At 64.5% G+C, this 22204-nt stretch carries 21 protein-coding genes and 1 tRNA gene; 8 read left to right on the top strand and 14 right to left on the bottom strand.

The annotated features are described in order from the left end of the window. Positions 1-280 precede the first annotated feature (280 nt). Positions 281-1900 (top strand): glucan biosynthesis protein D, encoded by a 1620-nt coding sequence (locus PF66_RS16150; protein ID WP_054059767.1) that lies wholly within the window; start codon positions 281-283, stop codon positions 1898-1900. A gap of 144 nt (positions 1901-2044) precedes the next feature. Here the strand turns inward: PF66_RS16150 and msrA are convergent, their stop codons facing one another. From msrA to msrB, 3 genes are all read right to left on the bottom strand, one after another. Then, a complete protein-coding gene (gene msrA / locus PF66_RS16155) occupies positions 2045-2770 on the bottom strand; it encodes a peptide-methionine (S)-S-oxide reductase MsrA (protein WP_054063256.1) in 726 nt (241 codons plus the stop codon). A gap of 20 nt (positions 2771-2790) precedes the next feature. Then, complete coding sequence (locus tag PF66_RS16160; RefSeq protein ID WP_054063257.1) at positions 2791-4581, bottom strand: cytochrome c biogenesis protein DipZ; 1791 nt, start codon at positions 4579-4581, stop codon at positions 2791-2793. Positions 4582-4685: 104 nt separating this feature from the next. After that, positions 4686-5204 carry a peptide-methionine (R)-S-oxide reductase MsrB gene (gene msrB / locus PF66_RS16165; RefSeq protein WP_054058900.1) on the bottom strand — a complete coding sequence of 173 codons (519 nt, stop codon included), beginning with the start codon at positions 5202-5204 and terminating at the stop codon, positions 4686-4688. 175 nt (positions 5205-5379) lie between these two features. On the opposite strand from msrB, the gene PF66_RS16170 reads away from it, so the two are divergent. Together PF66_RS16170 and PF66_RS16175 are read left to right on the top strand one after the other, a co-directional pair. Beyond that, positions 5380-6096: a response regulator transcription factor gene (locus tag PF66_RS16170; protein WP_054058860.1), complete on the top strand. Its 717-nt coding sequence runs from the start codon at positions 5380-5382 to the stop codon at positions 6094-6096. Then, positions 6093-7556, top strand: coding sequence for a sensor histidine kinase (locus PF66_RS16175; RefSeq protein ID WP_054058859.1), 1464 nt, complete (start codon positions 6093-6095; stop codon positions 7554-7556). The genes PF66_RS16170 and PF66_RS16175 overlap by 4 nt, the downstream gene beginning before the upstream one ends. A 1-nt stretch (position 7557) precedes the next feature. Here the strand turns inward: PF66_RS16175 and PF66_RS16180 are convergent, their stop codons facing one another. Next, entirely contained in the window at positions 7558-8436 is an 879-nt protein-coding gene (locus tag PF66_RS16180) for a LysR substrate-binding domain-containing protein (protein WP_054058858.1), read from the bottom strand. A gap of 94 nt (positions 8437-8530) precedes the next feature. On the opposite strand from PF66_RS16180, the gene PF66_RS16185 reads away from it, so the two are divergent. After that, positions 8531-9409: an EamA family transporter gene (locus PF66_RS16185; protein WP_054058857.1), complete on the top strand. Its 879-nt coding sequence runs from the start codon at positions 8531-8533 to the stop codon at positions 9407-9409. 7 nt (positions 9410-9416) lie between these two features. On the opposite strand, the gene PF66_RS16190 is transcribed toward PF66_RS16185, so the two are convergent. Together PF66_RS16190 and PF66_RS16195 are read right to left on the bottom strand one after the other, a co-directional pair. Beyond that, positions 9417-10547, bottom strand: a complete 1131-nt coding sequence (locus PF66_RS16190) for a patatin-like phospholipase family protein (protein WP_054058856.1) — start codon at positions 10545-10547, stop codon at positions 9417-9419. Positions 10548-10783: 236 nt separating this feature from the next. Beyond that, entirely contained in the window at positions 10784-11536 is a 753-nt protein-coding gene (locus PF66_RS16195) for a DUF899 domain-containing protein (protein ID WP_054058855.1), read from the bottom strand. 242 nt (positions 11537-11778) lie between these two features. Here PF66_RS16195 and PF66_RS16200 point away from each other — a divergent pair, with 242 nt between their 5' ends. Together PF66_RS16200 and PF66_RS16205 are read left to right on the top strand one after the other, a co-directional pair. Then, entirely contained in the window at positions 11779-12204 is a 426-nt protein-coding gene (locus PF66_RS16200) for a YciI family protein (RefSeq protein ID WP_054058854.1), read from the top strand. A 23-nt stretch (positions 12205-12227) separates the two neighbouring features. After that, positions 12228-12638, top strand: coding sequence for a VOC family protein (locus tag PF66_RS16205; protein ID WP_054058853.1), 411 nt, complete (start codon positions 12228-12230; stop codon positions 12636-12638). Positions 12639-12771: 133 nt separating this feature from the next. Here PF66_RS16205 and PF66_RS16210 read toward each other — a convergent pair whose 3' ends face one another. The 4 genes from PF66_RS16210 to PF66_RS16225 form a co-directional block, all read right to left on the bottom strand. After that, positions 12772-12960 carry a hypothetical protein gene (locus PF66_RS16210; protein WP_054058852.1) on the bottom strand — a complete coding sequence of 63 codons (189 nt, stop codon included), beginning with the start codon at positions 12958-12960 and terminating at the stop codon, positions 12772-12774. 155 nt (positions 12961-13115) lie between these two features. Further along, positions 13116-13595 (bottom strand): VOC family protein, encoded by a 480-nt coding sequence (locus PF66_RS16215; protein ID WP_054063258.1) that lies wholly within the window; start codon positions 13593-13595, stop codon positions 13116-13118. 37 nt (positions 13596-13632) lie between these two features. Beyond that, on the bottom strand, positions 13633-14811 hold the full coding sequence (locus tag PF66_RS16220) for a cystathionine gamma-synthase (RefSeq protein ID WP_054058850.1): 1179 nt from the start codon (positions 14809-14811) through the stop codon (positions 13633-13635). Beyond that, entirely contained in the window at positions 14808-16184 is a 1377-nt protein-coding gene (locus PF66_RS16225; protein ID WP_054058849.1) for a pyridoxal-phosphate dependent enzyme, read from the bottom strand. The genes PF66_RS16220 and PF66_RS16225 overlap by 4 nt, the downstream gene beginning before the upstream one ends. 314 nt (positions 16185-16498) lie before the next feature. Between PF66_RS16225 and PF66_RS16230 the strand changes: the two genes are divergently transcribed. After that, positions 16499-16573, top strand: a tRNA-Gln gene (locus PF66_RS16230). A gap of 197 nt (positions 16574-16770) precedes the next feature. Then, a complete protein-coding gene (locus PF66_RS16235) occupies positions 16771-17505 on the top strand; it encodes a CPBP family intramembrane glutamic endopeptidase (protein ID WP_054063259.1) in 735 nt (244 codons plus the stop codon). 16 nt (positions 17506-17521) lie between these two features. Here PF66_RS16235 and PF66_RS16240 read toward each other — a convergent pair whose 3' ends face one another. From PF66_RS16240 to PF66_RS16255, 4 genes are all read right to left on the bottom strand, one after another. Beyond that, positions 17522-18268: a creatininase family protein gene (locus PF66_RS16240; RefSeq protein WP_054058847.1), complete on the bottom strand. Its 747-nt coding sequence runs from the start codon at positions 18266-18268 to the stop codon at positions 17522-17524. A 205-nt stretch (positions 18269-18473) separates the two neighbouring features. Continuing rightward, positions 18474-19472, bottom strand: coding sequence for a bile acid:sodium symporter family protein (locus tag PF66_RS16245; RefSeq protein WP_054058846.1), 999 nt, complete (start codon positions 19470-19472; stop codon positions 18474-18476). Between the two features lie 265 nt (positions 19473-19737). Beyond that, on the bottom strand, positions 19738-20784 hold the full coding sequence (locus tag PF66_RS16250) for an alginate lyase family protein (protein WP_054063260.1): 1047 nt from the start codon (positions 20782-20784) through the stop codon (positions 19738-19740). Between the two features lie 118 nt (positions 20785-20902). Continuing rightward, positions 20903-22150 carry an MFS transporter gene (locus PF66_RS16255; RefSeq protein WP_054063261.1) on the bottom strand — a complete coding sequence of 416 codons (1248 nt, stop codon included), beginning with the start codon at positions 22148-22150 and terminating at the stop codon, positions 20903-20905. Positions 22151-22204 lie beyond the last annotated feature (54 nt).

Raw genomic sequence — 22204 nt, forward strand, 5'->3', positions numbered from 1 at the left:
TGGGATTTTGCCAACAAACCAGTGAAAGCTTTCTGAAGAAATTTTCATGTTTTCCTGGCGGTCGTTAAGGGGAGCGCCCCGATATCGGATCGAGGCTTGAAACATCTAGCCACACCTTTGCTGAATAAAGCCTGTCATCAAGTTTTTCAAAGAGATTGCGAACGTTCCTCAGGATTTGGTATCTGTTTGCTTGCAGCCGCTGGTCGTGCGAAGTGGCTGATTCCCCTGTCCGACACCTTGCGTTTGCGGTGTCCGGATCGTCCTCAGTACAGGTCTTTTTATGCATCGCCGTAATCTCCTGAAAGCTTCCATGGCCCTGGCGGCCTATACCGGCCTGTCGGCCAGCGGTTTGTTCGCGGCACGGGCGCTCGCCGCCACCGCGGACGGTGACATCGAACATTTTGATTTCGAGGCGTTGCAGGCCCAGGCGAAGGGACTCGCTGGCAAACCTTATGTCAGTACGCGGCAGGTGCTGCCGCCGACGCTGGCGAACATGACCCCGCAGCAGTTCAACGCGATCCAGTACGACGCCCGGCATTCGCTGTGGAATGAGCTCAAGGGCCAGCTGGATGTGCAGTTCTTCCACGTCGGCATGGGCTTCAGGCAACCGGTGCGCATGTACAGCGTCGATGCGAAGACGCGCCAGGCGCGGGAAGTGCATTTCCGGCCGCCGCTGTTCAATTACGCCAGCAGCGGTATCGACCCGTCCCAGCTCAAGGGCGACCTGGGTTTTGCCGGCTTCAAGCTGTTCAAGGCCCCGGAAATCGATCGCCACGATATCGTCTCCTTTCTCGGTGCCAGCTATTTCCGCGCAGTGGACAAGACCGGTCAGTACGGCCTTTCGGCGCGCGGGCTGGCGATCGACACCTATGCGCACAAACGTGAGGAGTTCCCGGACTTCACCAAGTTCTGGTTCGAGACGCCGGCCAGGGACAGCACGCGTTTCGTGGTCTATGCCTTGCTCGACTCGCCGAGCGCCACCGGCGCCTACCGTTTCGATATCGATTGCCAGGCCGAGCAGGTGGTGATGATGGTCGAGGCCCATGTCAACGCGCGGGTGGATATCGAGCAGTTGGGCATTGCGCCGATGACCAGCATGTTCAGCTGTGGTACTCACGAGCGGCGCATGTGCGACACCATCCATCCGCAGATCCACGATTCCGATCGCCTGGCGATGTGGCGTGGCAATGGCGAGTGGATCTGCCGACCGCTGAACAACCCGGCCAAGCTGCAGTTCAATGCGTTTGCCGACCAGGACCCCAAGGGCTTCGGCCTGGTGCAGACCGACCACGAATTCGCCAGCTACCAGGACACCGTGGACTGGTACAGCCGCCGGCCGAGCCTGTGGGTCGAGCCGACCACGCCCTGGGGCGAGGGCTCGGTGCAGTTGCTGGAGATCCCGACCACCGGCGAAACCATGGACAACATCGTCGCCTTCTGGACCCCGAAGCAGCCGGTCAAGGCCGGTGACTCGCTGAGCTACGGCTACAAGCTGTACTGGAGCGCGCTGCCGCCGGTGGGTACACCGCTGGCACGGGTGCATGCGACGCGCTCGGGCATGGGTGGTTTCACCGAGGGCTGGGCGCCGGGCGAGCATTACCCCGAAGTCTGGGCCCGGCGTTTTGCCGTGGACTTCAACGGCGGCGGGCTGGAGCGGCTGCCGGAGGGGAGCGGGATCGAGCCGGTGGTCACCACCTCCAATGGTCAGGTGAAGGATTTCAGTGTCCTCAAGCTGGATGAGATCGGCGGCTACCGGGTGATCTTCGACTGGTACCCGACCAATGACAGCGTCGACCCGGTGGAGATGCGGCTGTTCATCCGCAGCGGCGAGCGGACGTTGAGCGAGACCTGGTTGTACCAGTACTTCCCGCCCGCGCCGGACAAGCGGCGTTATCCCTGAGGGGCGAGGCACCGTTTGACATAGAGGGTGCCTGCTCCGTCGCTTTCGCGGGCAAGCCCGGCGCCTACAGGAACGTGCAGAACAAACAGCCCTGTACGGCACAACCTGCAGCAGCCGGGCTTGCCCGCGAAGAGGCCCTCAGGATCACCGTATATCCGGCACCAGCACCGGATCTTCCCGATACCACTGCGGCTCCATGCGCTTGAGGTTCTCCACCTTCGGCAGGTCGTTGATGGCGATGTAGGGCACGTAGGGATGCAAGGTCAGGTAGTTCTGGTGATACCCCTCGGCCGGATAGAACACCTTGTTGTCCTCGATCCGGGTGACGATCTTCGACGGGAACACCCTGGCGCCATCCAACTGCGCGATATACGCCTGGGCGATCTTTTCCTGCCCGGCATTCACCGGGAAGATCGCCGAGCGGTACTGCGTGCCGCTGTCCGGCCCCTGGCGGTTGAGTTGGGTCGGGTCGTGGGCCACCGAGAAGAACACCTGCAGCAGCTTGCCATAGCTGACCTGGCTCGGGTCGTAGGTGATCTGCACCGATTCGGCATGCCCGGTATCGCCTTCGCCAACCTGTTCGTAATGGGCGGTACCCGCCGCGCCGCCGGCATAGCCGGACACCACGTTCTGCACCCCGCGCACATGCTGGAACACGCCCTGGACACCCCAGAAGCAGCCGCCGGCGAACACGGCCGTGGCCTGGCCGGCGGTGGCCGGCTCATCCAGCGCCGGCGGAGCGATCTGCACCGCCGGCTCGGCGGCAAAGGCCAGGCGCTGCACCAGCAGGATCGACAGGGCCAGGCCGGCCACAGCGGCCATCGTCAACAGCGGCGAGACGTTTTTTTTCTGCATCATGGACTTGCTCATTTCATGCATCCTCTTGGTAATCAACCGAAGGTGAAGGCGTAGGCCTGCACACCGGGGTCGAGAAATTCGATGGAAAAGGTGTGGTCGCCGACGTCACCGGCCTGGCGCACCAACTGATACAGGCGCTGTTCGGTCACCGTGCCCTGGCCGTTGGCGTCGGTATCGGTGCCGTGGTCCGCGCCGGGCGCCTTGCCATCGACCTGCACCTTGAAGCGAACGGGTTGGCCGTTGGCGGAAGGGCCGAGCACCAGATGTAGGTCACGGGCATGGAAGCGGAAAACGATAGAGCCGCCTGCCTGGTTCAAGGCCGCCTGTTCCGGGCGCACGGTCCAGTTGCCCGCCAGGCCCCACTGATTCAGCTGCGGTTGCCGGGGCGCGTCATAGGTCTTGGGTTGGTCGGCGAGCTGCTGGCCCGGGGAAGCGAAATGCTCGGCACGGTCATAGCCGATGTAGGTTTCCGGCGATTTCACTTCGGCTTCATCCGCCGCCTGCATCACACCGCTGGCCTGGGTGCTGACCACGCCGCCGGAGACGTTCCGGTTGCCGGCTTCGGCCAGCAGTTGCTGGATCACCTGCTCGGAGCCGGCATAGTCGCCTTCGCCGAAGTGGTGGTAGCGCACCCGGCCCCGGGCATCGATGAAGTAGTGCGCCGGCCAGTACTGGTTGTTGAAGCCACGCCAGATGGCGTAGTCATTGTCGATCGCCACCGGATAGCGGATCCCCAGCTTGCTCACGGCCTGGCGTACGTTGTCGATGTCGCGTTCGAAGGCGAACTCCGGAGCATGCACGCCGATCACCACCAGGCCCTGGTCGTGGTACTTCTGTGCCCAGGCGTTGACGTAGGGCAGGCTGCGCAGGCAGTTGATGCAGGAGTAGGTCCAGAAGTCGATCAGCACCACCTTGCCCTTGAGTTCGGCGGCGCTCAGGGGGGCCGAGTTGAGCCACTGCACGGCGCCGGAGAGATCGGGCAGGGTGCCTTCGACCGGCAGGGGGCGTTCAGTCGACGTTTTGGCGGCCATGGCCATCATGCTGCCGGCCGGTTGTTCATCGTGAACCACCGCCGCCATCATTGCGCCTGGCTGCGGCGCCGGGTTGAAGGTATCCAGCAGTTTCTGCTCGATGCCGGCAGTGGCGACCGTCGAGACCCGGGTCAGCAGGCCGGTGTCCAGGCCCAGGGCAATCGCCGCCACCCCGGCGAGCATCGCCGCGCCGAGACCGCGGCGTAGCCACTGGCCGGTCCCGAGGTTGCGTTTCATCGCGCTGAATACCCGACCACCGACCAGCAGGGCACCGGCCAGGGAGGTGGCGGCACCGGCGGCATAGGCCAGCAGCAATAGCGTGGTGCCGATGTTGGCGCCCTGCAGGGCCGCACCGGTGAGGATCAGGCCGAGGATCGGCCCGGCGCAGGGAGCCCACAGCAGACCGGTGGCGATACCGAGAACGAACGACGAGCGCACGCTCGGCTGCCCGCTTTCCGCGTGGGCCGAGCGTGACAGCCGGTCACCGGCCGAAACCAGCGGCCGCGCCAGGCGATCGGCCAGGTGGGGGAAGAGCAGGGTGATGGCGAAGAAGGCCATCAGCGCCATCGCCAGCCAGCGCCCGTACTGATTGGCCCGCACCACCCAGCCACCGCCGACGGCGGCGAGGGTGGCGACCAGGGCGAAGGTCAGGGCCATGCCGCACAGCAGCGGCAGGCCGCTGCGGCGCAACGATTCGCCGGAGCGGGCGAACACGAAGGGCAGCACCGGCAGGATGCACGGGCTCAGGATGGTCAGCAGACCGCCCAGGTACGCCAGGATGATTAAAAGCATGATGCAGATCCTTGTCGATGAAGTTGAAACGTTGCCGGCCGTGGGTCTCTGGCTGGGGTTGGCCCCTGTAGGAGCAGGGCTTGCCCGCAAACAGGCCCAGCCGGTCAGCCCGCACTCGGCGTGAAGCTCATCGCCACGCCGTTCATGCAGTAGCGCAAGCCGGTCGGTGCCGGCCCGTCGGGGAACACGTGACCCAGGTGGCCGCCGCAGCGATGGCAATGCACTTCGGTGCGGACCATGCCCAGCGAGCTGTCGCGACGGGTGCCGACGGCGTTCTCCAGCGGCGCTGTGAAGCTCGGCCAGCCGGTGTGGCTGTCGAACTTGGCCGAGGAGGAAAACAGCGTCTGCCGGCAGCCGACGCAGGCGAAGACACCGGCGCGGTGTTCGTCGTTGAGGGGGCTGCTGTAGGGGCGTTCGGTGCCCTCATGGCGCAGCACCTGGTACTGGCTGTCGTTCAGCATCGCCCGCCATTCGGCGTCGCTGTGGTTGACCTCGAAGGTCTCGTCCGTGACGCCTGGGGCAGCGTTGCCGCCGAGGGTGGCGGCCACCGCGCGCCAGTCGACGAAACCGGCGGCGAGCAGGGCGGCGGCACTGGAAAGAAGAAAGCGTCTTCTGCTGGACATGGCATGATCTCCACGGCAATTGATCAGGCTTTCAGTGTCGGCCGGCAACGGTCGCCAAATCCTCCCGCAAAGTTAAATTAATCGTGAACATTTTCCCCCTGCCGATTCGGCACAATGGGGCGGACGTCATATGCTGTGAACGTCCCGGATATTTCACCTGCAGGAACGTCACACCATGGATTCACCCAAACGCATTCTGATCGTCGAGGATGACCTGCACCTGGCCGGGCTGCTGAGCCTGCACCTGCGGGACGAGGGCTACGAGGTCACCCATTGTGCCGACGGCAATCTGGGCCTGGCACAGTTGGAGAAGGGCGGCTGGGATGCGCTGATCCTCGACCTGATGCTGCCGGGCGTCGATGGCCTGGAAATCTGCCGCCAGGCCCGGGCCATGGCGCGCTACACGCCGATCATCATCACCAGCGCCCGCTCCAGCGAGATGCATCGGGTGCTGGGCCTGGAGCTGGGCGCCGACGACTACCTGGCCAAGCCGTTCTCGATGCTCGAGCTGGCGGCGCGGGTCAAGGCCCTGCTGCGGCGGGTCGATGCCCTGGCCAGGAGCCTCAAGGTCGACGCCGGCAGTCTCGAACTCAACGGCCTGAGCCTGGACCCGCTGGCCCGCGAGGCCCGGCTCGACGGCCAGGCACTGGACCTGACGCCACGGGAGTTCGACCTGCTGCACTTCTTCATGAAGAACCCCGGTACGGTGTATTCACGCCTGGATCTGCTGAACCAGGTCTGGGGTTACCAGCACGATGGCTACGAACACACGGTCAACACCCATATCAACCGCCTGCGGGCGAAGATCGAGGTCGATCCGGCACAGCCCGAACGGATTCTCACGGTCTGGGGCCGCGGTTATCGTTTTGCTCCCGCGGGGCGTGCCGAATGAACCTGAGCCTGTCCCAGCGCCTGTCCGTGGTGTTCTCGATCCTGCTGCTGGCCTGCTGCGGCGCCTCGGTGTGGCTGCAGGTGCGCGCCAGCGACATGCACGAAAAGGAGGTGGTGCAGGGGCTGTCCCGCGACCTGGCCCGCAGCATCGCCCTGGAAAACCGCCTGGTGGGTACCGAGGGCCTGACCATGGACGGTGTGCGGGCGCTGTTCGGCCAACTGATGAACGTCAACCCCAGCGTCGAGGTGTACCTGCTCGATCCGAGCGGGCGGATCACTGGCGACGCCGCGCCCCAGGGCCATCTCAAGCGTGACCAGGTCGACCTGGAGCCGATCCGGCGCCTGCTGGACGGCCAGCCGCTGCCGATTCTGGGCGATGACCCGCGCAGTACCGATGGACGCAAGGTGTTCAGCGCCGCCGCGCTGCACGGTGGCGGCAAGGCGTTGGGCTATCTCTACGTGGTCCTGCAGGGCGAGGAGCATGACCGCCTGGCGGCGCGCGTGAGTGCCAGCACGGTGTTGCGCACCACGCTGTGGGCCATGGGCCTGGTGGCACTGCTGGGGTTGATCGCCGGTCTGATTGCCTTTCGCCTGATCACCCGGCCACTGCGTCGCCTGACCGAGACCATGCGCGATTTCGACACCGATGCCGCCCCGGTCAACCCGCCGACACTGCCTCTTGCCGGTTCGGGGGGTGGCAACGAAATCGAGGTGCTGGAAGCGAGTTTCGCCCAGATGGCGGTGCGTATCGGCGAACAGTGGCGGGCCCTGACCCAACTCGACCAGGACCGGCGCGAGCTGGTGGCGAACATCTCCCATGACCTGCGTACGCCACTGGCGTCCCTGCACGGTTACCTGGAAACCCTGTCGCTCAAGGGCGAGCTGCTGGCGCCGGACGAGCGCAAGCGTTACCTGGGCACCGCGCTGGCGCAGAGCAACAAGGTCCGGCAACTGGCCCAGGCCCTGTTCGAACTGGCGCGCCTGGAGCATGGCGAGGTGCGTCTGGAACGGGAGGATTTCTCCCTCAGCGACCTGATCCAGGACGTGTTCCAGAAATTCGAGCTGATGGCCGAAACCCGCCATTCGAAGCTGTTGGCGGTACTGCCGCGCGGTGCGGCGATGGTGAGTGCCGACCTCGGCATGATCGAACGGGTGCTGACCAACCTGATCGACAACGCCCTGCGTCATACCCCGGAAGGCGGCAGCATCGAGGTGGCGCTGGTGCATGCATCGGGCAAGGTCCGGGTGACCGTCAGCGATACGGGGCCGGGTATCCCGCCCAAGCTGCTGGACAACCTGTTCCGGCGTCCCTTCAACCAGGACGGCGACCGTCGCAGCGGCGGCCTCGGCCTGTTGATCGTGCGGCGTATCCTGCAGTTGCACGACAGCCAGATCCGTCTGCTGTCGGTGCCCGGCAAGGGCGCGGTGTTCTGTTTCGAGCTGGCCGCAGCGGGCGAGTGAGTCAGGCGCTGGGGATGTTCAACGCCTCTTCGAGAAATCGCTGCATCGCCCTGACAGCCGGGGCCTGGACGGCAGGGACGGGGCGCACGTAGAGCCCGAAGGTCACCACCGGTGCGGCTGGCAGACCTTCGGCAGCCCCCAGCACCCGCATGCTTTGCGTACGGATGTTGCCTTCGAGCAGTACCGCAATGCCCAGGCCGGCCTCGACCGCCGACTGCACCGCCGGCAGGCTGGTGCTGCTGCACACCACCCGCCAGCCGATACCGGCCTGTTTCAGTTGCTGCTCCACCCGCGGCTGCCACAGGCAGGTGCCGCTGAAGGTCACCAGGGACAGGACCCGGGCGTCCAGCGTCGGTTCGAGCACCAGCCCACGGGCGCCGACCCAGAACAGCGGCAACTCCCAGCTCACCTGGGGCCTGGCGTTGATGCCATGGGTGTCGCCGACGACGATATCCAGTGCACCCTCGAGCAGCCGGGCGGACATGGCTGCGCTGCTGTCGACGGTGATTTCCAGGCTGACCTGCGGATAGGCCGCGGAAAACCGTTGCAGTGCCCGCGGCAGGCTGCCGATGGCGATATCCTCCAGCAGGCCCAGGCGCACTGTGCCCGCCACCTGGCTGGCCGCCAGCGCCCGCCGGGCATCGGCACCGGTGCCGAGAATGCTGTGGGCGTAGGGCAGCAGGGTATGACCGGCCTCGGTCAGGCGCAGGCCACGGGGCGAGCGTTCGAACAGCCGCCGCTCCAGGTCTTCCTCCAGGCGGCGCAGTTGCATGCTGACGGCGGCCTGGGTCCGCCCCAGGCGCTGGGCGGTAGCACCGACCGTACCGGTCTCGGCGACGGTGGCGAAAGTTCGCAGCAGGCTGCTGTCGAGATCGCGCATTATCAAAATTCCTTAAGCTGTAATCAGGAATATCAGCTTATTTGAATATCGGCCGGCTGGCTAGGATAGGCGCTCATTGACAGGAGTTTTTGCCATGCAGGACAACGCCGCCGTACTGAACCCCTCAGTCGCACGCACCTCTCGCCGGAATCTGTTGCTGGCCGCGGGGCTGTGCGTGCTGTCGATGCTCTTCGTGCAATTCGGTGCGGCACTGTCGACACCAACCATGGACAGCTATGGAACCTTCAGTACCACCTGGTTGCGCCTGTGCTGGGCGGCGGCGATCCTGGGACTGCTGGTGCGTCCGCGGTTGCGCAGTTACTCGTGGTCGCGCTGGGGGGCCGCCGCCGGGCTGGGCCTGGCCATGGCGGTAATGACCAGCTGCTTTTTTGCCGCCATCCAACGCATTCCCCTGGGGCTGGCGATCGCCATCGAGTTTCTCGGGCCGCTGCTGGTGGCGAGCCTGGCTATCCGTCGTTGGCGGGCGCTGGTCTGGCCGTTCCTGGCGCTGCTGGGCGTACTGCTCCTGGCGCGTAATGACCAGGGCTGGGTCGGTGAGCCCCTGGGGCTGCTGCTGGCCTTGGGTTCGGCGGCGGGCTGGGCCGGCTATATCCTGCTGATGAAACGGGTCGGCAGCCTGTTCTCGGGGTTTGAAGGACTGTCGGTGTCGCTGCTGGCCGCTGCCGTGATCACCGCACCCTTGGGGCTGTGGCAAAGCGGTGGGCACCTGCCGTGGCTGCAGGTGGCCAGTTGTGCCGGGCTGGCGCTGTTCGTACCGCTGCTGCCCTATGGCCTGGAGATGATCGCACTGCGGCGGATGCCAACCTCGGCGTTTGGCATCCTGATGAGTGTCGAACCGGCGGTCGGTGCATTGGCCGGCTACGTGGTGCTGAGCCAACCGATGGTGCCGCTGCAGTTCGCCGGCACCGCCCTGGTGGTCAGTGCCAGCCTGGGTGTGCTGGTGCTGCCTTGAGTGACGCTCAGGCCGGTTCCTCGGGGCGGCTTGTCGCCGATACTGCCGGCAACAGGCCGTATTGCCGGTCGGTGACCCGCGCCACGGCATGACCATGCCGGGCGATACGGTCGAAGACCTTGTTGCTCAGGCGATTCAGGCTGGTGGGGAAGCTTGCGGCAAACGCCGCATCGCTGCCTGCCGGCGCCTCGATCAGCGCGCTGGCGATGCCCAGGTAGCTGCCGCGCCCGGGCGCCTGGTTGAGGTATTCGACAAAGCTGCGTATCCGCAGGGCCCGGGACTGGTCGGACATGATGTCGGCCATGCGTTTGAGCCGCCAGGGGCTCAGTACGCCGGCCTGGAAGCCCGGCTTGAGCGGTGCGCCGGCATCACAGACGACGATCGGGTATTCGTAGCGTTTGCTGCGTCCGGTGGCCGCGTCGAAGAACGGCTCCAGGCCGAGGTTGTCGTAGACACCACCGTCATACAGGTGCAGCCTGGCGAAGGGCGGTTTGGTTGGCACCGCCGTGTTCAACGGCGCATCCCAGCCGCGTTGCATCCATTTGAAGCGCCGGCTGTCGAGCACCAGCGGGCCGATGCCGCCGGGAAATGCCGCCGAAACCGCCAGGGCCTCGGCCAACGGCATGTCGCCCGTGGCGGCGTAGCCGATGGAGTAGTCGCCCATGTTGCTGCGCTTGAAGCGAAAGCGCTTGCCGTTCTCGGCCGTGGTGCCGTTGATCGACCAGTCCGGCCGGACACCGACCTGCGACAGCAGGCCATCCACGCCCCATTCGTTGCGCAGGCCCAACGCCAGCAGGTTGGCCCGCGACAGCAGGAAGCGCCAGTTCAGCGGATTGAGCAACTGGCGCAGGCCACTGAGCAACAGGCTGCGTGAGCAGAGCTTTTCCCGCAGCAGCGGATACAGCCGCTGCTGGAACTGCGCCGAATCGGGCCACTGCCCGCCGTTCTCATGCAACAGCAGTCCCACCAGCAGGCTGCCACCGGAAACGGTCGAGAGCTGGCTGACCCGCTCCAGCGCCTGTTGTTCGGCCAGATACCTGAGTACCCCCAGATGAAACACCATGGCCCGGACACCGCCCCCCGAGAGGGCCAGGGCGAAATCCGAACGTTGACCAAGCGAGACGGCGGCAGAATCCATTGTTCCTCTCTGACAGGGGCTGATAGGGGAAAGAGTGCAGTAATAGCTTTTCGATATTAACCGTTCTGCTGACGAATGGTCGTGTTTGCCCGCCCAACCCCGGACTTTCGACCGGGGAGGGGAGCAAAGTCAGCATATTTTGTAGGACTGGTCTGAATTGCTGGTGACGGGCAGGCCCGGCATGAACTTGTCAGCGTACGCCGATCTTATGACGAACGTGGCAACAGGCTCATTGATTATTTATCGCCATGGGACCCGCAGCAGGCGTGCCGGGCACTGTCGGTGTAGCGATCATGGAACCGGACCCAGTTCATGATCGGGCCTTCGTTGCGTCCCTTGGGCGTCAGGTCGAGGAAGTTGTGCGCGCCGATCAGGATGTCCAGGCCTCGCGCATAGGTTGAATAGGTATGGAAGATCTCACCTTCGCTGTTGCGGTAGAACACGCTGAGCCCGGGCATTTCCTCGGCACCGCCGGCGAGGCGTTGGTAGTTGTAGTCGATCTGGCCGCTGGCCCGTTCCTCGGGCGAAAAGCTCACGCCGAAGTCGTGGTTGAAGTCGCTGCCGGCCGAGGACAGCCACTCGAACCGCCAGCCCATGCGCCGTCTGAAGGCCTGGAACCGGGCCCACGGCGCGTGGGAAATGGCAACGAACGCAACGTCGTGATGGGCCAGGTGCAGGTTGGCACCGTCGAAATGATCGGCCAGGAACGAACAGTGGGGGCAGCCCTCGGCCCAGCCGTCGCCGAACATGAAGTGATAGACGATCAACTGGCTGTGGTTGCCGAACAGGTCGGCCAGCCGTCGCGGGCCATCGGCACCTTCGAAGCGGTAGTCCTTGTCGACCCGCAGCCAGGGCAGGGCACGCCGCGCGGCGCTGAGCTGCTCGCGCTGACGGCTGAGGGCCTTCTCCTGGATCAGGTGTTCCCGACGCGCCGCCAGCCACTCCTGGCGCGATACCACGGCATGTTGTTCAACGTTGGGCTGGTTCATCACGAGGTTTCCTTGTGGTCGGTGCCGCCCGGCAAGGGCGCCGGGAAGCGGTGGGGGTACAGTTCTATGCTTAGTCGATTGGCGTCTGGCCTTCTCGACAGTCGCTTGTGGGCAACGTCTGAACCGGACCAGCGGCATTGCTGGAAAAATATTTTCAGCGGCCTGTCGATTCCGTGCCCGGCCGTTCGATTAACCCGTAGAGCCGCCACAGGGACGGCTCATCCACCATCAGGAGAACAGCCATGCGATTTATGGTGATCGTCAAGGCCAGCCCCGAATCGGAAGCCGGGGAAATGCCCAGCGCGCAACTGCTGGCCGCCATGGGCGCCTACAACGAGGAACTGGTGAAGGCCGGGGTGATGCTCGCCGCCGAGGGCCTGCATCCCAGTTCCAAAGGGGCCCGCGTACGCTTTTCCGGCCAGCAGCGTACGGTCGTGGAGGGTCCCTTCATCGAGACCAGGGAATTGATCGCCGGCTTCTGGATCTTCCAGGTCCAGTCGCTGCAGGAGGCCATCGATTGGGTCAAGCGCTGCCCGAACCCGATGGTCAGCGACAGCGATATCGAGATTCGCCAGATCTTCGAAGCCGAGGATTTCGGCGAATGCCTGACCCCCGAGTTGCGTGAGCAGGAAGAACGCCTGCGCACGCAGTTGTCCGGACAACCGTGAAACCTGACGACAGGAGATCCACCATGAGAATCATTCCCTACCTGACCTTCAACGGTGACTGCAAGGAAGCCTTCGCTCTGTACAAGCGCGTGCTGGGCGGCGAGCTGTTTTCGCTGTCCTTTGCCGATGCACCCGCGGAGGCTGAAGTGCCCAAGGACAGTGACAAGATTTTGCATGCCTGCCTGACCGTGGGCGGGTTCAGCCTGATGGCCTCGGACTGCCCGTCCGGCCAGCCGTTTCAGAAACCGCAGGGGGTATCGGTCTCCCTCAACGTCGACAGCGCCGCCGAGGCCGAGCGGTTGTTCAAGGGGCTGAGCGAGGGCGGCAAGGTTTTCATGCCGCTGGCGAAAACTTTCTGGGCTGAACGTTTTGCCATGTTCGAGGATCGTTTCGGCGTGGCCTGGATGGTCAACTACGAAGGGGCCAAGTCGTAACCCCGCACTCTTCCGGATTGCACGGTCTTGTGCCGGGCCGGAGACTTGTGGGAGCAGGCTCGCCCGCGAAGCGTTTAGCGGTCCTGAGGACCCGTTCGCGGGCAAGCCCGCTCCCACTATCGAATCCTGCGGGTCAGGCGGTCTTGCGCCGCTCGACCCCGGTCGGACTGCCCAGGTCGGCCATTCGACGTTCGATCAGTACATTGCGCAGGGCCTGACGCGAAGGTGCGTCCAGTTGGTGCGCGCGCAGATTGAGTTCCAGCAGAATCGGGGTGGACCAGTTGCGGTAGGTGCGTTCGGCCATCAGTACGGGGGTCGTCATTGATTTCTCCTTGAACAATGGTTTGCCGGGCAAACGGGGATTCCATGAGTTGCCAAGGCTAGTAGAGAACCCAAAATGGTGCATGCGATGTCCGACGGCTGGCATTGTGCAATCGTGCTGTTCGTCGGATATCGCCCTTGTCCCGAAAACACCGCTCAGCCCTTGAGGGCCGCCTCGATCACGGCGATGTCGATCTTGCCCATCCCCATCATTGCGTCGAATGCGCGCCTGGCCGCCGCCGGGTCCGGATGGCTGATCGCCGCGGTCAGCGCACGTGGCGTGATCTGCCACGACAACCCCCATTTATCCTTGCACCAGCCGCAGGCACTTTCCTGCCCGCCATGGCTGACGATCGCCTGCCACAGCCGGTCGGTTTCGGCCTGGTCGTCGGTCGCCACCTGGAAGGAGAAGGCCTCGCTATGGGGGAAGGTCGGGCCGCCGTTGAGGCCCAGGCAGGGGATGCCCATGACCGTGAACTCGACGGTCAGGACATCGCCCTGTTTTCCCGAGGGGTAGTCGCGGGGAGCACGGTGGACTGCGGTCACCGAACTGTCGGGGAAGGTCTGGGCATAGAAGGTCGCGGCTTCCAGTGCCGTGCCGTCGAACCAGAGGCAGATGGTGTTTTTGCTGGGCATGCCGATACTCCTCGGTTGATGGTCGGGAGGTTGTGTTTCAGATCCGTGCCAGGGCCTGTGCCAGGTCGGCCCGCAGATCCTCGACGTCCTCCACGCCCACCGACAGACGTACCAGCGCATCGCCGATCCCCAGTTGGGCGCGTGTCGCTGGAGGGATGGTGGCATGGGTCATGATCGCCGGGTGCTCGATCAGGCTTTCCACGCCACCCAGGCTTTCGGCCAGGGCAAAGATCCGCACGTTTTCCAGAAAGCGTCGCGAACCGGCCAGGTCGGTTTTCAGATCGACGCTGATCATCCCGCCAAAGCCGCGCATCTGTCGACGCGCCAGTTCGTGCTGCGGATGGGACGGCAGGCCGGGGTAATGCACCCGCGCCACCTGTGGCTGGCGTTCCAGCCAGGTCGCCAGTTCCAGGGCGTTGCTGCAATGGCGCTCCATGCGCAGCGCCAGGGTCTTCACGCCGCGCAGGGTCAGGAAGGCATCGAAGGGCCCGGAAATGGCCCCCACCGCGTTCTGCAGGAAACCCAGACGGTCGGCCAGTTCGGTATTCTGCCCCACCACCGCGATGCCGCCGATCACGTCGGAATGGCCGTTCAGGTACTTGGTGGTCGAATGCACGACGATATCGAAACCCAACTCCAACGGCCGCTGGATCCAGGGACTGGCAAAGGTATTGTCGGCGACGCAGAGGATGCCCCGGTCACGGCACAGGCGGGCAACGGCCGCCAGGTCGGTGAGGCTCAGCAGGGGATTGCTCGGCGTCTCGATCCAGACCATCCGTGTATCTGCCTGCAAGGCCGTCTCCAGCGCATCGGGGACGGTCAGGTCGACGAAGCTGAATCGATGCCCGGCGCTGCGCTGGCGCACCTTGTCGAACAGGCGGAAGGTGCCACCATACAGGTCGTTGCCGGAGACCACATGGGCACCGGCGTCGAGCAGTTCGAGCACGGTGGCGATAGCCGCCAGCCCGGAAGCAAAGGCGAAGGCCCGGCTGCCGCCTTCCAGGTCCGCCACGCAACGCTCCAGGGCAAAACGCGTGGGGTTGTGCGAGCGGCCGTAGTCGAAGCCCTTGTGCACCCCGGGGCTGTCCTGCAGGTAGGTGGAGTTGGCGTAGATCGGCGGCATCAACGCCCCGGTGGTCGGGTCAGGCGCCTGACCGGCATGGATCACCCGGGTGGCGAAGGCGCGGCTGGCCGCGGATTGGTCGTGCTGGCTCATGCGAGGGATCTCCGCAGGTGATTGAGCAGGTCGAAGCGGGTGATCAGGCCGTGGAAGCCCGAAGCGTCGGCGATGATCGCCACCAGCCCGCGGTCCAGTTCAGCCTGCAGTTCGGCGAGGCTGGCGCCGGGCGAGAGGGTCTGCAACTGGTCGGTCATGACGCTGGCGACACTCAGGCGGAAATGCGCGGCATCGTCATGCATGCCGAGCAGGATGTCGGACTCGTCGATGACCCCGACCAGTCGTTGCCCATCGACCAGTACCGGCAGTTGCGAAACGTCCGCCAGGCGCATGCGCTGGAAGGCGGTCAGCAGGGTATCGTCCGGGCCGACGCTGATCACCCGGCCGTCCTCGAAGCGGCGGGCGATCAGGTCGCGCAGGTCGCCGTAGCGCTTGACCTGCAGCAGGCCCTGGTCGTTCATCCACTGGTCGTTGTAGACCTTGGACAGGTAGCGGGTGCCGGTGTCGCAGACGAAGGTGACGACGCGCTTGGGACGGGTCTGCTCGCGACAGTAGCGCAGTGCCGCCGCCAGCAGGGTACCGGTCGAGGAACCGCCGAGAATGCCTTCGGCGCGCAGCAACTGGCGGGCGTGGTCGAAACTTTCCTCGTCGGTGATCGAATAGGCCTGGCGCACGCTGGAGAGGTCGGCAATCGACGGAATGAAATCCTCGCCGATCCCTTCCACCGCCCACGAGCCGGCCGTGCCGAGGCTACCGCTGCGGCTGTATTCGGCGACCACCGAACCCAGCGGGTCGGCCAGCACCATCGCCAGGTTCGGCTGCACGCGCTGGAAGAACCGGGTCAGCCCGGTGAGGGTGCCGGCCGAACCGACGCCGACGACGATGGCGTCGACGTCATGCTGGGTCTGCGCCCAGATCTCCGGTGCGGTACTGGTTTCGTGGGCCAGCGGGTTGGCCGGGTTGTTGAACTGGTCGGTGAAAAAGGAGTCGGGAATTTCCCTGGCCAGCCGGGCGGCGACATCCTGGTAGTACTCGGGATGGCCCTTGCCGACGTCGGAGCGGGTGATATGCACCTCGGCGCCCATGGCCTTGAGGTGCAGGACCTTCTCGGTGGACATCTTGTCCGGTACCACCAGTACCACCCGATAGCCCTTGGCCCGGCCCACCAGCGCCAGGCCCAGGCCGGTGTTGCCGGCAGTGGCCTCGATGATGGTCGAGCCCGGGCGCAGCCGGCCGTCGCGCTCGGCGGCATCGATCATGGCCAGGCCGACCCGATCCTTGATCGAGCCGCCGGGGTTTTGCGATTCGAGCTTGAGAAACAGCGTACAGGGGCCGGTGTCGAAACGGCTGACCCGGACCAGCGGTGTATTGCCGATCAGTTCGAGCACGGCGGGGCGGGAATTGTTCTGCATGTCTTCACCTCGTTACGGATGGCTTCGTATTGGATGGACAGCGGCCCGGGGAGCGGGTTGTGAAGGAGTGGTGTTTGGACCATAGGTCGGGATTGCGCCGATCGCAAACGGGCGGGGGCAGGGTGTTTTGTCCAGGGGCGTGCCATCAGGGAATGGCGGTCTGCTGGCCACCCATAAATAAGTAGCTGTATTCAAAGAATTTTTTTATCTGATGGGGCTTCCCATCGCGAATAAAGGTTGATACATTTGTCCTCGTTGTCGCAGTGGCCCGCCAGGGTCGCCAAGGAAAGCGACAATGTCAGCTTCAAATCTACAGGGGCGTCGCCAAGCGGTAAGGCAGCAGGTTTTGATCCTGCCATGCGTTGGTTCGAATCCAGCCGCCCCTGCCATTTTCTCTCTTCTCAAGTTTTTATTTTCAGACCGATTAAGTCTTGAATCCCGTTTTTCCCGATTGAATGCACGCTACGGATATCTGCATGCTGGCGAGCTTCCACAGGGAATCACGCCACATTCAGGATTGTTCGCACAGCCGGAAACTTGCTAAAACGGACGCCTCTCACTGCGCGCCGATACCAGGGATGGCCGAATGATCCATGACGGACTCGTCGTTCTGATCCACTACGGGCTTTACCTGATACCCGGCCTGCTGCTTTGCGGGTTCTGGTTTGGCCTGTTGCCTGGGACCCAGCCGGCCCTGCGCATCATGATCCTGCTGCTGACCTTCGTGCTGCTGCGCGACGCGATGACGCCGCTGGGCCTGTGGTCGCTCAGCGGCGACCTGCAGATCGGCTTTATCGCCAATCCGTTCGTGCTGACCGTGCTCGGTGGCTTGTCCCTGGGGCTGATGGCGCTATTGGCCTGGCGGGTGCCGTCGTTGTGGCAACGGGTTGTGTGGTTCAGGGGCAACCCTATTGCCGGGCCGGTGCTGGGTGTCGCTATCGGCTGCCTGATCGGCTTGCCGTTGCGGCTGTATCAGGGCATCGAACCGGCCGCGATCGCCGGCTACTGGAGCTGGTTCCCCGCAATGCTGGTGCTGGCCTATGGCGCCAATGCGCTGGAGGAGGTGCTGTTTCGCGGGTTCCTGCAAGGCTATCTGGAGCAGCAGGTGTCGCTGCTGCGGGCGGCGTTGATCAGTGCCGTGGCGTTTTCCGCCTGTCATGCCTTCCTGGCGCTGACGGTTACCCAACTGGGTTGGCCGGTGCTGCTCTTCACCCTGCTGGAGGGGCTGGCTTGTGCGCTGGTTCGCATGCGCCATGGCGTGCTGGCTTCGACGGCGACTCATGGCACGGCGATCCTGCTGATTGCCGTGCCAATGCTCTAGTTCAGGCCAGCCGTCACTACGGGAGTGCTTCGCGGCTGAAGGCTTGCACTTCCTTCACCAGGCTCTGTGCCGCCAGGTGCACCAGAGCGCCGCCTTTTTCCACGCTGGCCAGGGCCGGGTCGGAGCCCATGCGGCCATCCGGGAAGCGTGCACGGAAGTCGAGCGCTTCGCGGATCGGCCCGGTGTTGGCGATTTGCGGCGAGTACTCGGCCGACTTGATGGCGTCCGGATAGGCCCACTGCGTCACAGCGATCTCCGAAGGCGTGGCGTGGCTGCCGTGGCCGGTCGGGAACTGCTCACGAGCCAATTCGCCGACGCCCTCAAGGTCCCACCAGTTGCACAGCTTCAGGGCGAAACCGGCGCGGCGCCTGGCGAAACTGGCTTCGGCATACAGTTCGGAGAACGCTGCCTCGATCGAGGCGATGTTGCCGCCGTGGCCGTTGAGAAACAGGATCTTCTCGAAGCCGTGACCGGCCAGGGAGCGTACCCAGTCGCCGATGGCGGCGATGAAGGTCGACGGCCGCAGCGAGATGGTGCCTGGAAACGCCAGGTGGTGTTGAGCCATGCCGATGTTGAAGGTCGGAGCGATGAGGATATCGGCGTTTTTCTGCGCCTCATGGGCAATGATCTGCGGACACATCCAGTCGGTCCCCAGCAGCCCGGTGGGGCCATGCTGCTCGTTGGAGCCGATGGGTACGACGATGGTACGGCTGCGTTCGAGAAACTGGCCGATCTCGGTCCAGGTCGACAGGTGCAGAAGCATTGGATTTCCTCATGGCTGCTTGTTATGTACGGCACATGCTGCGCCGCTGTCGCTGACTCGGCAAGGGTACTGCCGATCCGGTCCACCGTCCCTGCGGGAACCGGAAATGCCTTCTGTGGGAGATTCTAGGGTTCTGCGCGAGGCTTGGGGGCCTTTTCGCGGGCAAGCCACGCTCCTACAGTCAGGTGGGGACCCTGGCAGGGCTTCAAGGATCGACCTGGCCCATCAGTTCGCCAACCGACTCCGGGCGCTTGGCGTAGCGCTGGGCCAGCACCGCGCAGACCATCAGCTGGATCTGGTGGAACAGCATCAGCGGCAGGATCAGCACGCCGATGGTACTGCCGGCGAACAGCACCTGGGCCATGGGTACGCCGGTGGCCAGGCTCTTCTTCGAACCGCAGAACAGGATGGTGATACGGTCTTCCTGGTCGAAGCCGAAGGCCTTGCCCAGCAGGGTCGACGCTGCCAGAACCAGCCCCAGCACCACACAGCAGACCACCACCAGGCCGGCCAGGTCGCGGACGGGGATCTGGTGCCAGATGCCTTCGTTCACCGCTTCGCTGAAGGCGCTGTAGACCACCAGCAGGATCGAACCCTGGTCGACGAACTTCAGCCAGCTCTTGTTGCGGCCGACCCAGGCGCCGATCCAGCGCCGGGCGATCTGGCCGGCAATGAACGGCAGCAGCAGTTGCACGCTGATCTTCACGATGGCATCGAGGGTGGAGCTACCCTCGCCATGCACATTCAGCAGCAGGGTCACCAGCAGCGGCGTGAGGAAAATGCCGAACAGGCTGGAGGCCGCCGCGCTGCAGATCGCCGCCGGTACGTTGCCTCGGGCCAGGGAAGTGAAGGCGATCGCCGATTGCACCGTGGCGGGCAGGGCGCAGAGGTAGAGCATGCCCATGTACAACGAGTCGCCGATCAGCGGCGAGAGCACCGGCTTGAGCGCCAGGCCCAGCAGCGGGAACAGCACGAAAGTCAGGCCGAACACCAGCAGGTGCAGGCGCCAGTGGCCGGCACCGGCGAGGATCGATTCGCGCGAGAGCTTGGCGCCGTGCAGGAAGAACAGCAGGGCGATGGCGATGTTGGTCAGCCAGCCGAAACCGACCGCCACCTGGCCACTGGCGGGCAGGAGGCTGGCGAGAATCACCACGCTGATCAGTGTCAGGGTGAAGTTGTCGGGCAGGAAGCGGGGTCGGGTCATGGGGGGCGTTATCCGGGGACAGAAACAGTATGGGCACTTTAGCCGGTTCGATGCCTTCCGACTAACGCCAATAAGTCCCTGGATATCGCCTAACGGACACCTGTCCGGAAACACCCCTGGTCTGAGCCGTGTGCGATCCCCGTGGGTGCGGTTCGCCGGCGCTCCGCGATGGGCGGCAAGCCTGCTCGGTGATTGAAGCCGTCGGGTCGATTGCTATCGCCAGCAAGCCGGCTCCCCCAGGGACCTTGCAAACATCGCGGGTCACCTATTTCAGGTAGCAGGCGCCCAGCCAATCCGGCGGGTTGGGCGCCAGTTGCCGGGCGAGCGGCAGATAACGCTGGTCCAGCTGTGCCGCCAGCCAATACAACTGGCTGCTGCTTTTCGGTTCCCAGCTACCGCTGTAGCCGCTTTCGCCAACACCTGCACGGTCACGGTCGAATTTCACGGTGGTATGGACGAACTCCTGGTGGCTGTGTTGTCCGCTGGCGTAGGTCGTGAGCCAGTCGAGCGAGTGCGCCAGCCAAGCGCCGCCTGGTGTGCGGTAGTCCAGCCAGTTGCCGCCGATGCCGTAGGGGCGGGCCGCCAGCGCGGCCTGGACCAGTGGCTCCAGGTCATAGACGACGTAGTGCAGGGCATCGCGTTCCTTGAAGTCGGTGACGGAGCCATCGGGCAGCAGGTTATCGGCGACCTGTTGGCGAAAGAGCCCGAAGGCCTGCCTGAGCATCTGGCGGTCAGCCAGCGCGGCTGCAGCCAGGGTAACGAGCTTGACCCGATGGCTCTGCCAGTTGTTGGTATGGGTCCCCCCCTTGGCGCCATGGAACTGGGCGACCTGGGCCAGGTAGCCATTGCCGAGGTTGCGCAGGAAGGCGCGACTGGTCTCGCGGGTCTGCGGCCGCAACTGTCCGGCGGTCAGCGTGTAGGCCTCGATCAGTTGCTCAAGTTGGGTCTCGTCGATCGGATTGAAATCCGGCTGATAGGTGCTGAACCAGGCCGCGAGGCCTTCATCGACCTGCTTCAGATAGCGTGGATCCCCGCTCAGGCGCCAGGCCAGTGCTGCCCGACGCAGGATCGGCCAGTCCCTCTCGGCGGCAATGCTCTGTTCGCGTATGCCCTGGCCTGGCAGGGTTCCTTCGGTGTGCAGACGGGCCAGCGGTTGGGGCGTGGCGCTCAGTTGCCGACTCGCCGCAGCCAGTAGTTGCCTGGCAGACGGACTGCTGGCGGAGGGTTGGCAGACACTGGCGATCCCGGAACCGCCGGGGTCCGGTTCCACGGCAGCGAAGGCGGCGCTCGAGAGTGCGGTGCACAGCACCATGCAAAATCTCAATCCGGCATGTGCCTTGCGGTGAGCAGTCAGTGACACGTTCCATCCCGGTGTTTGAGGGGCGACGCGGAAAATCTAGCACGGCGTGGTTCCCGGCAAGATGAAAGGATCAGGCCGTCGGTTCATGTAGCAGAGGCCTTTGTTCCTGTCTGCCCAACTGCAGGGAGAGGATCGCCAAGCCCTGGACCATAGCCGCGCAGCCCAGCAGCAGAAGTTCCCCCTGTGCGGCGCCGGCCAGGCTCTTGAGCGCACCGAACAAGGCCGGCGCAAAGGCATAGCAGCCTTGGGCCGTGGCAACGATCAGCGTGACGACTCGCTGGGTCTGCGCCCCTGGAAACTCCACTTGTGCAATCAGCGGTGGCAGCGAGGTGGCGTTGCCGATGCCTACGCCGAACAGGATGACCCCGACCCACAGCGACTCGGGGAAAGCTCCCAGCCCAGTCAGCACCAGGCAGCCGAGCAGTTGGCAACCGTAGCTCAGGCAGGCGACGTTGCGGCGATTCGCCCCCGCTGGCATCAGCCAGCCCACCAGTGTGCGACCTGCGATTGCGCTTGCCGTTGCCAATCCCATCGCCAGCCCGGCACGGGTCTCGCTGACATGCCCGGTCAGGATGAGAAACAGGTGAGTGACCAGCCCGATCTGGGCGAACAGGCCCAGCGACATGGCCACCGCCAGGGTGACGAAGCGACGATCGCGCCAGAGCGAGGTGGTTACGGCCATGAGGGCAACGGCTGGCTGCACGGGCGGTTGTGCGGCACCGTCGGCATGCTGCCCGAGCATTTCCGGACGGAACCTGAACACCGTGATTGCCAGCACGGCAATGGTCGCCGTCGACACGCTGGCAATCACGAGGGCCGCCTGGCTGAAGCCGATCCGCTCGATCAGGTACACCCAGGCCGAGGAGAAAATCACGCCACCGATACTTGCGCCGTTATAGGCCGTTGCCAGGGCGGATGGGCGCTTGAGCACAAACCAGGGAGAGATGAGCGCATTGACGGCGGCCGCGCCGAGCGTGACCCAGCCCAGGCCGCTCAGGGTCGCGGCGATGAACAGTTGGTAGGGCTGGGCGGCGATGGACCAGCCGTAGATGCCGACGCCCAGCAGCACCGAACCCAGCACGGTGGTGAGAGGAAGTCCGAGGCCCCTGTAGAGCCGGGGCAGATTCACCACTACCAGGATTCCCGCGAGGAAATGCAGGGTAACTGCCGCCGAACACAGTGGCAGGGGCCAACCGGTGCGCTGGATCACCGCGTGAAGGAAGATCGGCGGCCCATAGAAACCGATACCCCAGCCAAACACCGCCATCAGGAAGGTCGCTGCCACGACCTTTCGGCCAAAAAAATTCGCTTGTTTCATGAATGCATCCTTTCAACAGGTTTTTGGCGAGTATGATGCGCGCTGACAGAGATA

Source organism: Pseudomonas asplenii, from assembly GCF_001293465.1.
In the GTDB taxonomy this organism is placed as follows: Bacteria; Pseudomonadota; Gammaproteobacteria; order Pseudomonadales; family Pseudomonadaceae; genus Aquipseudomonas; species Aquipseudomonas fuscovaginae_B.

What these genes read in the sequence shown, in the direction of transcription:
- PF66_RS16215 (WP_054063258.1), bottom strand. Translation starts at nt 13,595, where the DNA reads ATGCCCAGCAAAAACACCATCTGCCTCTGGTTCGACGGCACGGCACTG.
- PF66_RS16190 (WP_054058856.1), bottom strand. Translation starts at nt 10,547, where the DNA reads ATGGATTCTGCCGCCGTCTCGCTTGGTCAACGTTCGGATTTCGCCCTG.
- PF66_RS16160 (WP_054063257.1), bottom strand. Translation starts at nt 4,581, where the DNA reads ATGCTTTTAATCATCCTGGCGTACCTGGGCGGTCTGCTGACCATCCTG.
- PF66_RS16200 (WP_054058854.1), top strand. Translation starts at nt 11,779, where the DNA reads ATGCGATTTATGGTGATCGTCAAGGCCAGCCCCGAATCGGAAGCCGGG.
- PF66_RS16205 (WP_054058853.1), top strand. Translation starts at nt 12,228, where the DNA reads ATGAGAATCATTCCCTACCTGACCTTCAACGGTGACTGCAAGGAAGCC.
- PF66_RS16235 (WP_054063259.1), top strand. Translation starts at nt 16,771, where the DNA reads ATGATCCATGACGGACTCGTCGTTCTGATCCACTACGGGCTTTACCTG.
- msrB (WP_054058900.1), bottom strand. Translation starts at nt 5,204, where the DNA reads ATGTCCAGCAGAAGACGCTTTCTTCTTTCCAGTGCCGCCGCCCTGCTC.
- PF66_RS16170 (WP_054058860.1), top strand. Translation starts at nt 5,380, where the DNA reads ATGGATTCACCCAAACGCATTCTGATCGTCGAGGATGACCTGCACCTG.
- PF66_RS16210 (WP_054058852.1), bottom strand. Translation starts at nt 12,960, where the DNA reads ATGACGACCCCCGTACTGATGGCCGAACGCACCTACCGCAACTGGTCC.
- PF66_RS16175 (WP_054058859.1), top strand. Translation starts at nt 6,093, where the DNA reads ATGAACCTGAGCCTGTCCCAGCGCCTGTCCGTGGTGTTCTCGATCCTG.
- PF66_RS16195 (WP_054058855.1), bottom strand. Translation starts at nt 11,536, where the DNA reads ATGAACCAGCCCAACGTTGAACAACATGCCGTGGTATCGCGCCAGGAG.
- PF66_RS16255 (WP_054063261.1), bottom strand. Translation starts at nt 22,150, where the DNA reads ATGAAACAAGCGAATTTTTTTGGCCGAAAGGTCGTGGCAGCGACCTTC.
- PF66_RS16245 (WP_054058846.1), bottom strand. Translation starts at nt 19,472, where the DNA reads ATGACCCGACCCCGCTTCCTGCCCGACAACTTCACCCTGACACTGATC.
- msrA (WP_054063256.1), bottom strand. Translation starts at nt 2,770, where the DNA reads ATGAGCAAGTCCATGATGCAGAAAAAAAACGTCTCGCCGCTGTTGACG.
- PF66_RS16185 (WP_054058857.1), top strand. Translation starts at nt 8,531, where the DNA reads ATGCAGGACAACGCCGCCGTACTGAACCCCTCAGTCGCACGCACCTCT.
- PF66_RS16250 (WP_054063260.1), bottom strand. Translation starts at nt 20,784, where the DNA reads ATGGTGCTGTGCACCGCACTCTCGAGCGCCGCCTTCGCTGCCGTGGAA.
- PF66_RS16150 (WP_054059767.1), top strand. Translation starts at nt 281, where the DNA reads ATGCATCGCCGTAATCTCCTGAAAGCTTCCATGGCCCTGGCGGCCTAT.
- PF66_RS16225 (WP_054058849.1), bottom strand. Translation starts at nt 16,184, where the DNA reads ATGCAGAACAATTCCCGCCCCGCCGTGCTCGAACTGATCGGCAATACA.
- PF66_RS16240 (WP_054058847.1), bottom strand. Translation starts at nt 18,268, where the DNA reads ATGCTTCTGCACCTGTCGACCTGGACCGAGATCGGCCAGTTTCTCGAA.
- PF66_RS16220 (WP_054058850.1), bottom strand. Translation starts at nt 14,811, where the DNA reads ATGAGCCAGCACGACCAATCCGCGGCCAGCCGCGCCTTCGCCACCCGG.
- PF66_RS16180 (WP_054058858.1), bottom strand. Translation starts at nt 8,436, where the DNA reads ATGCGCGATCTCGACAGCAGCCTGCTGCGAACTTTCGCCACCGTCGCC.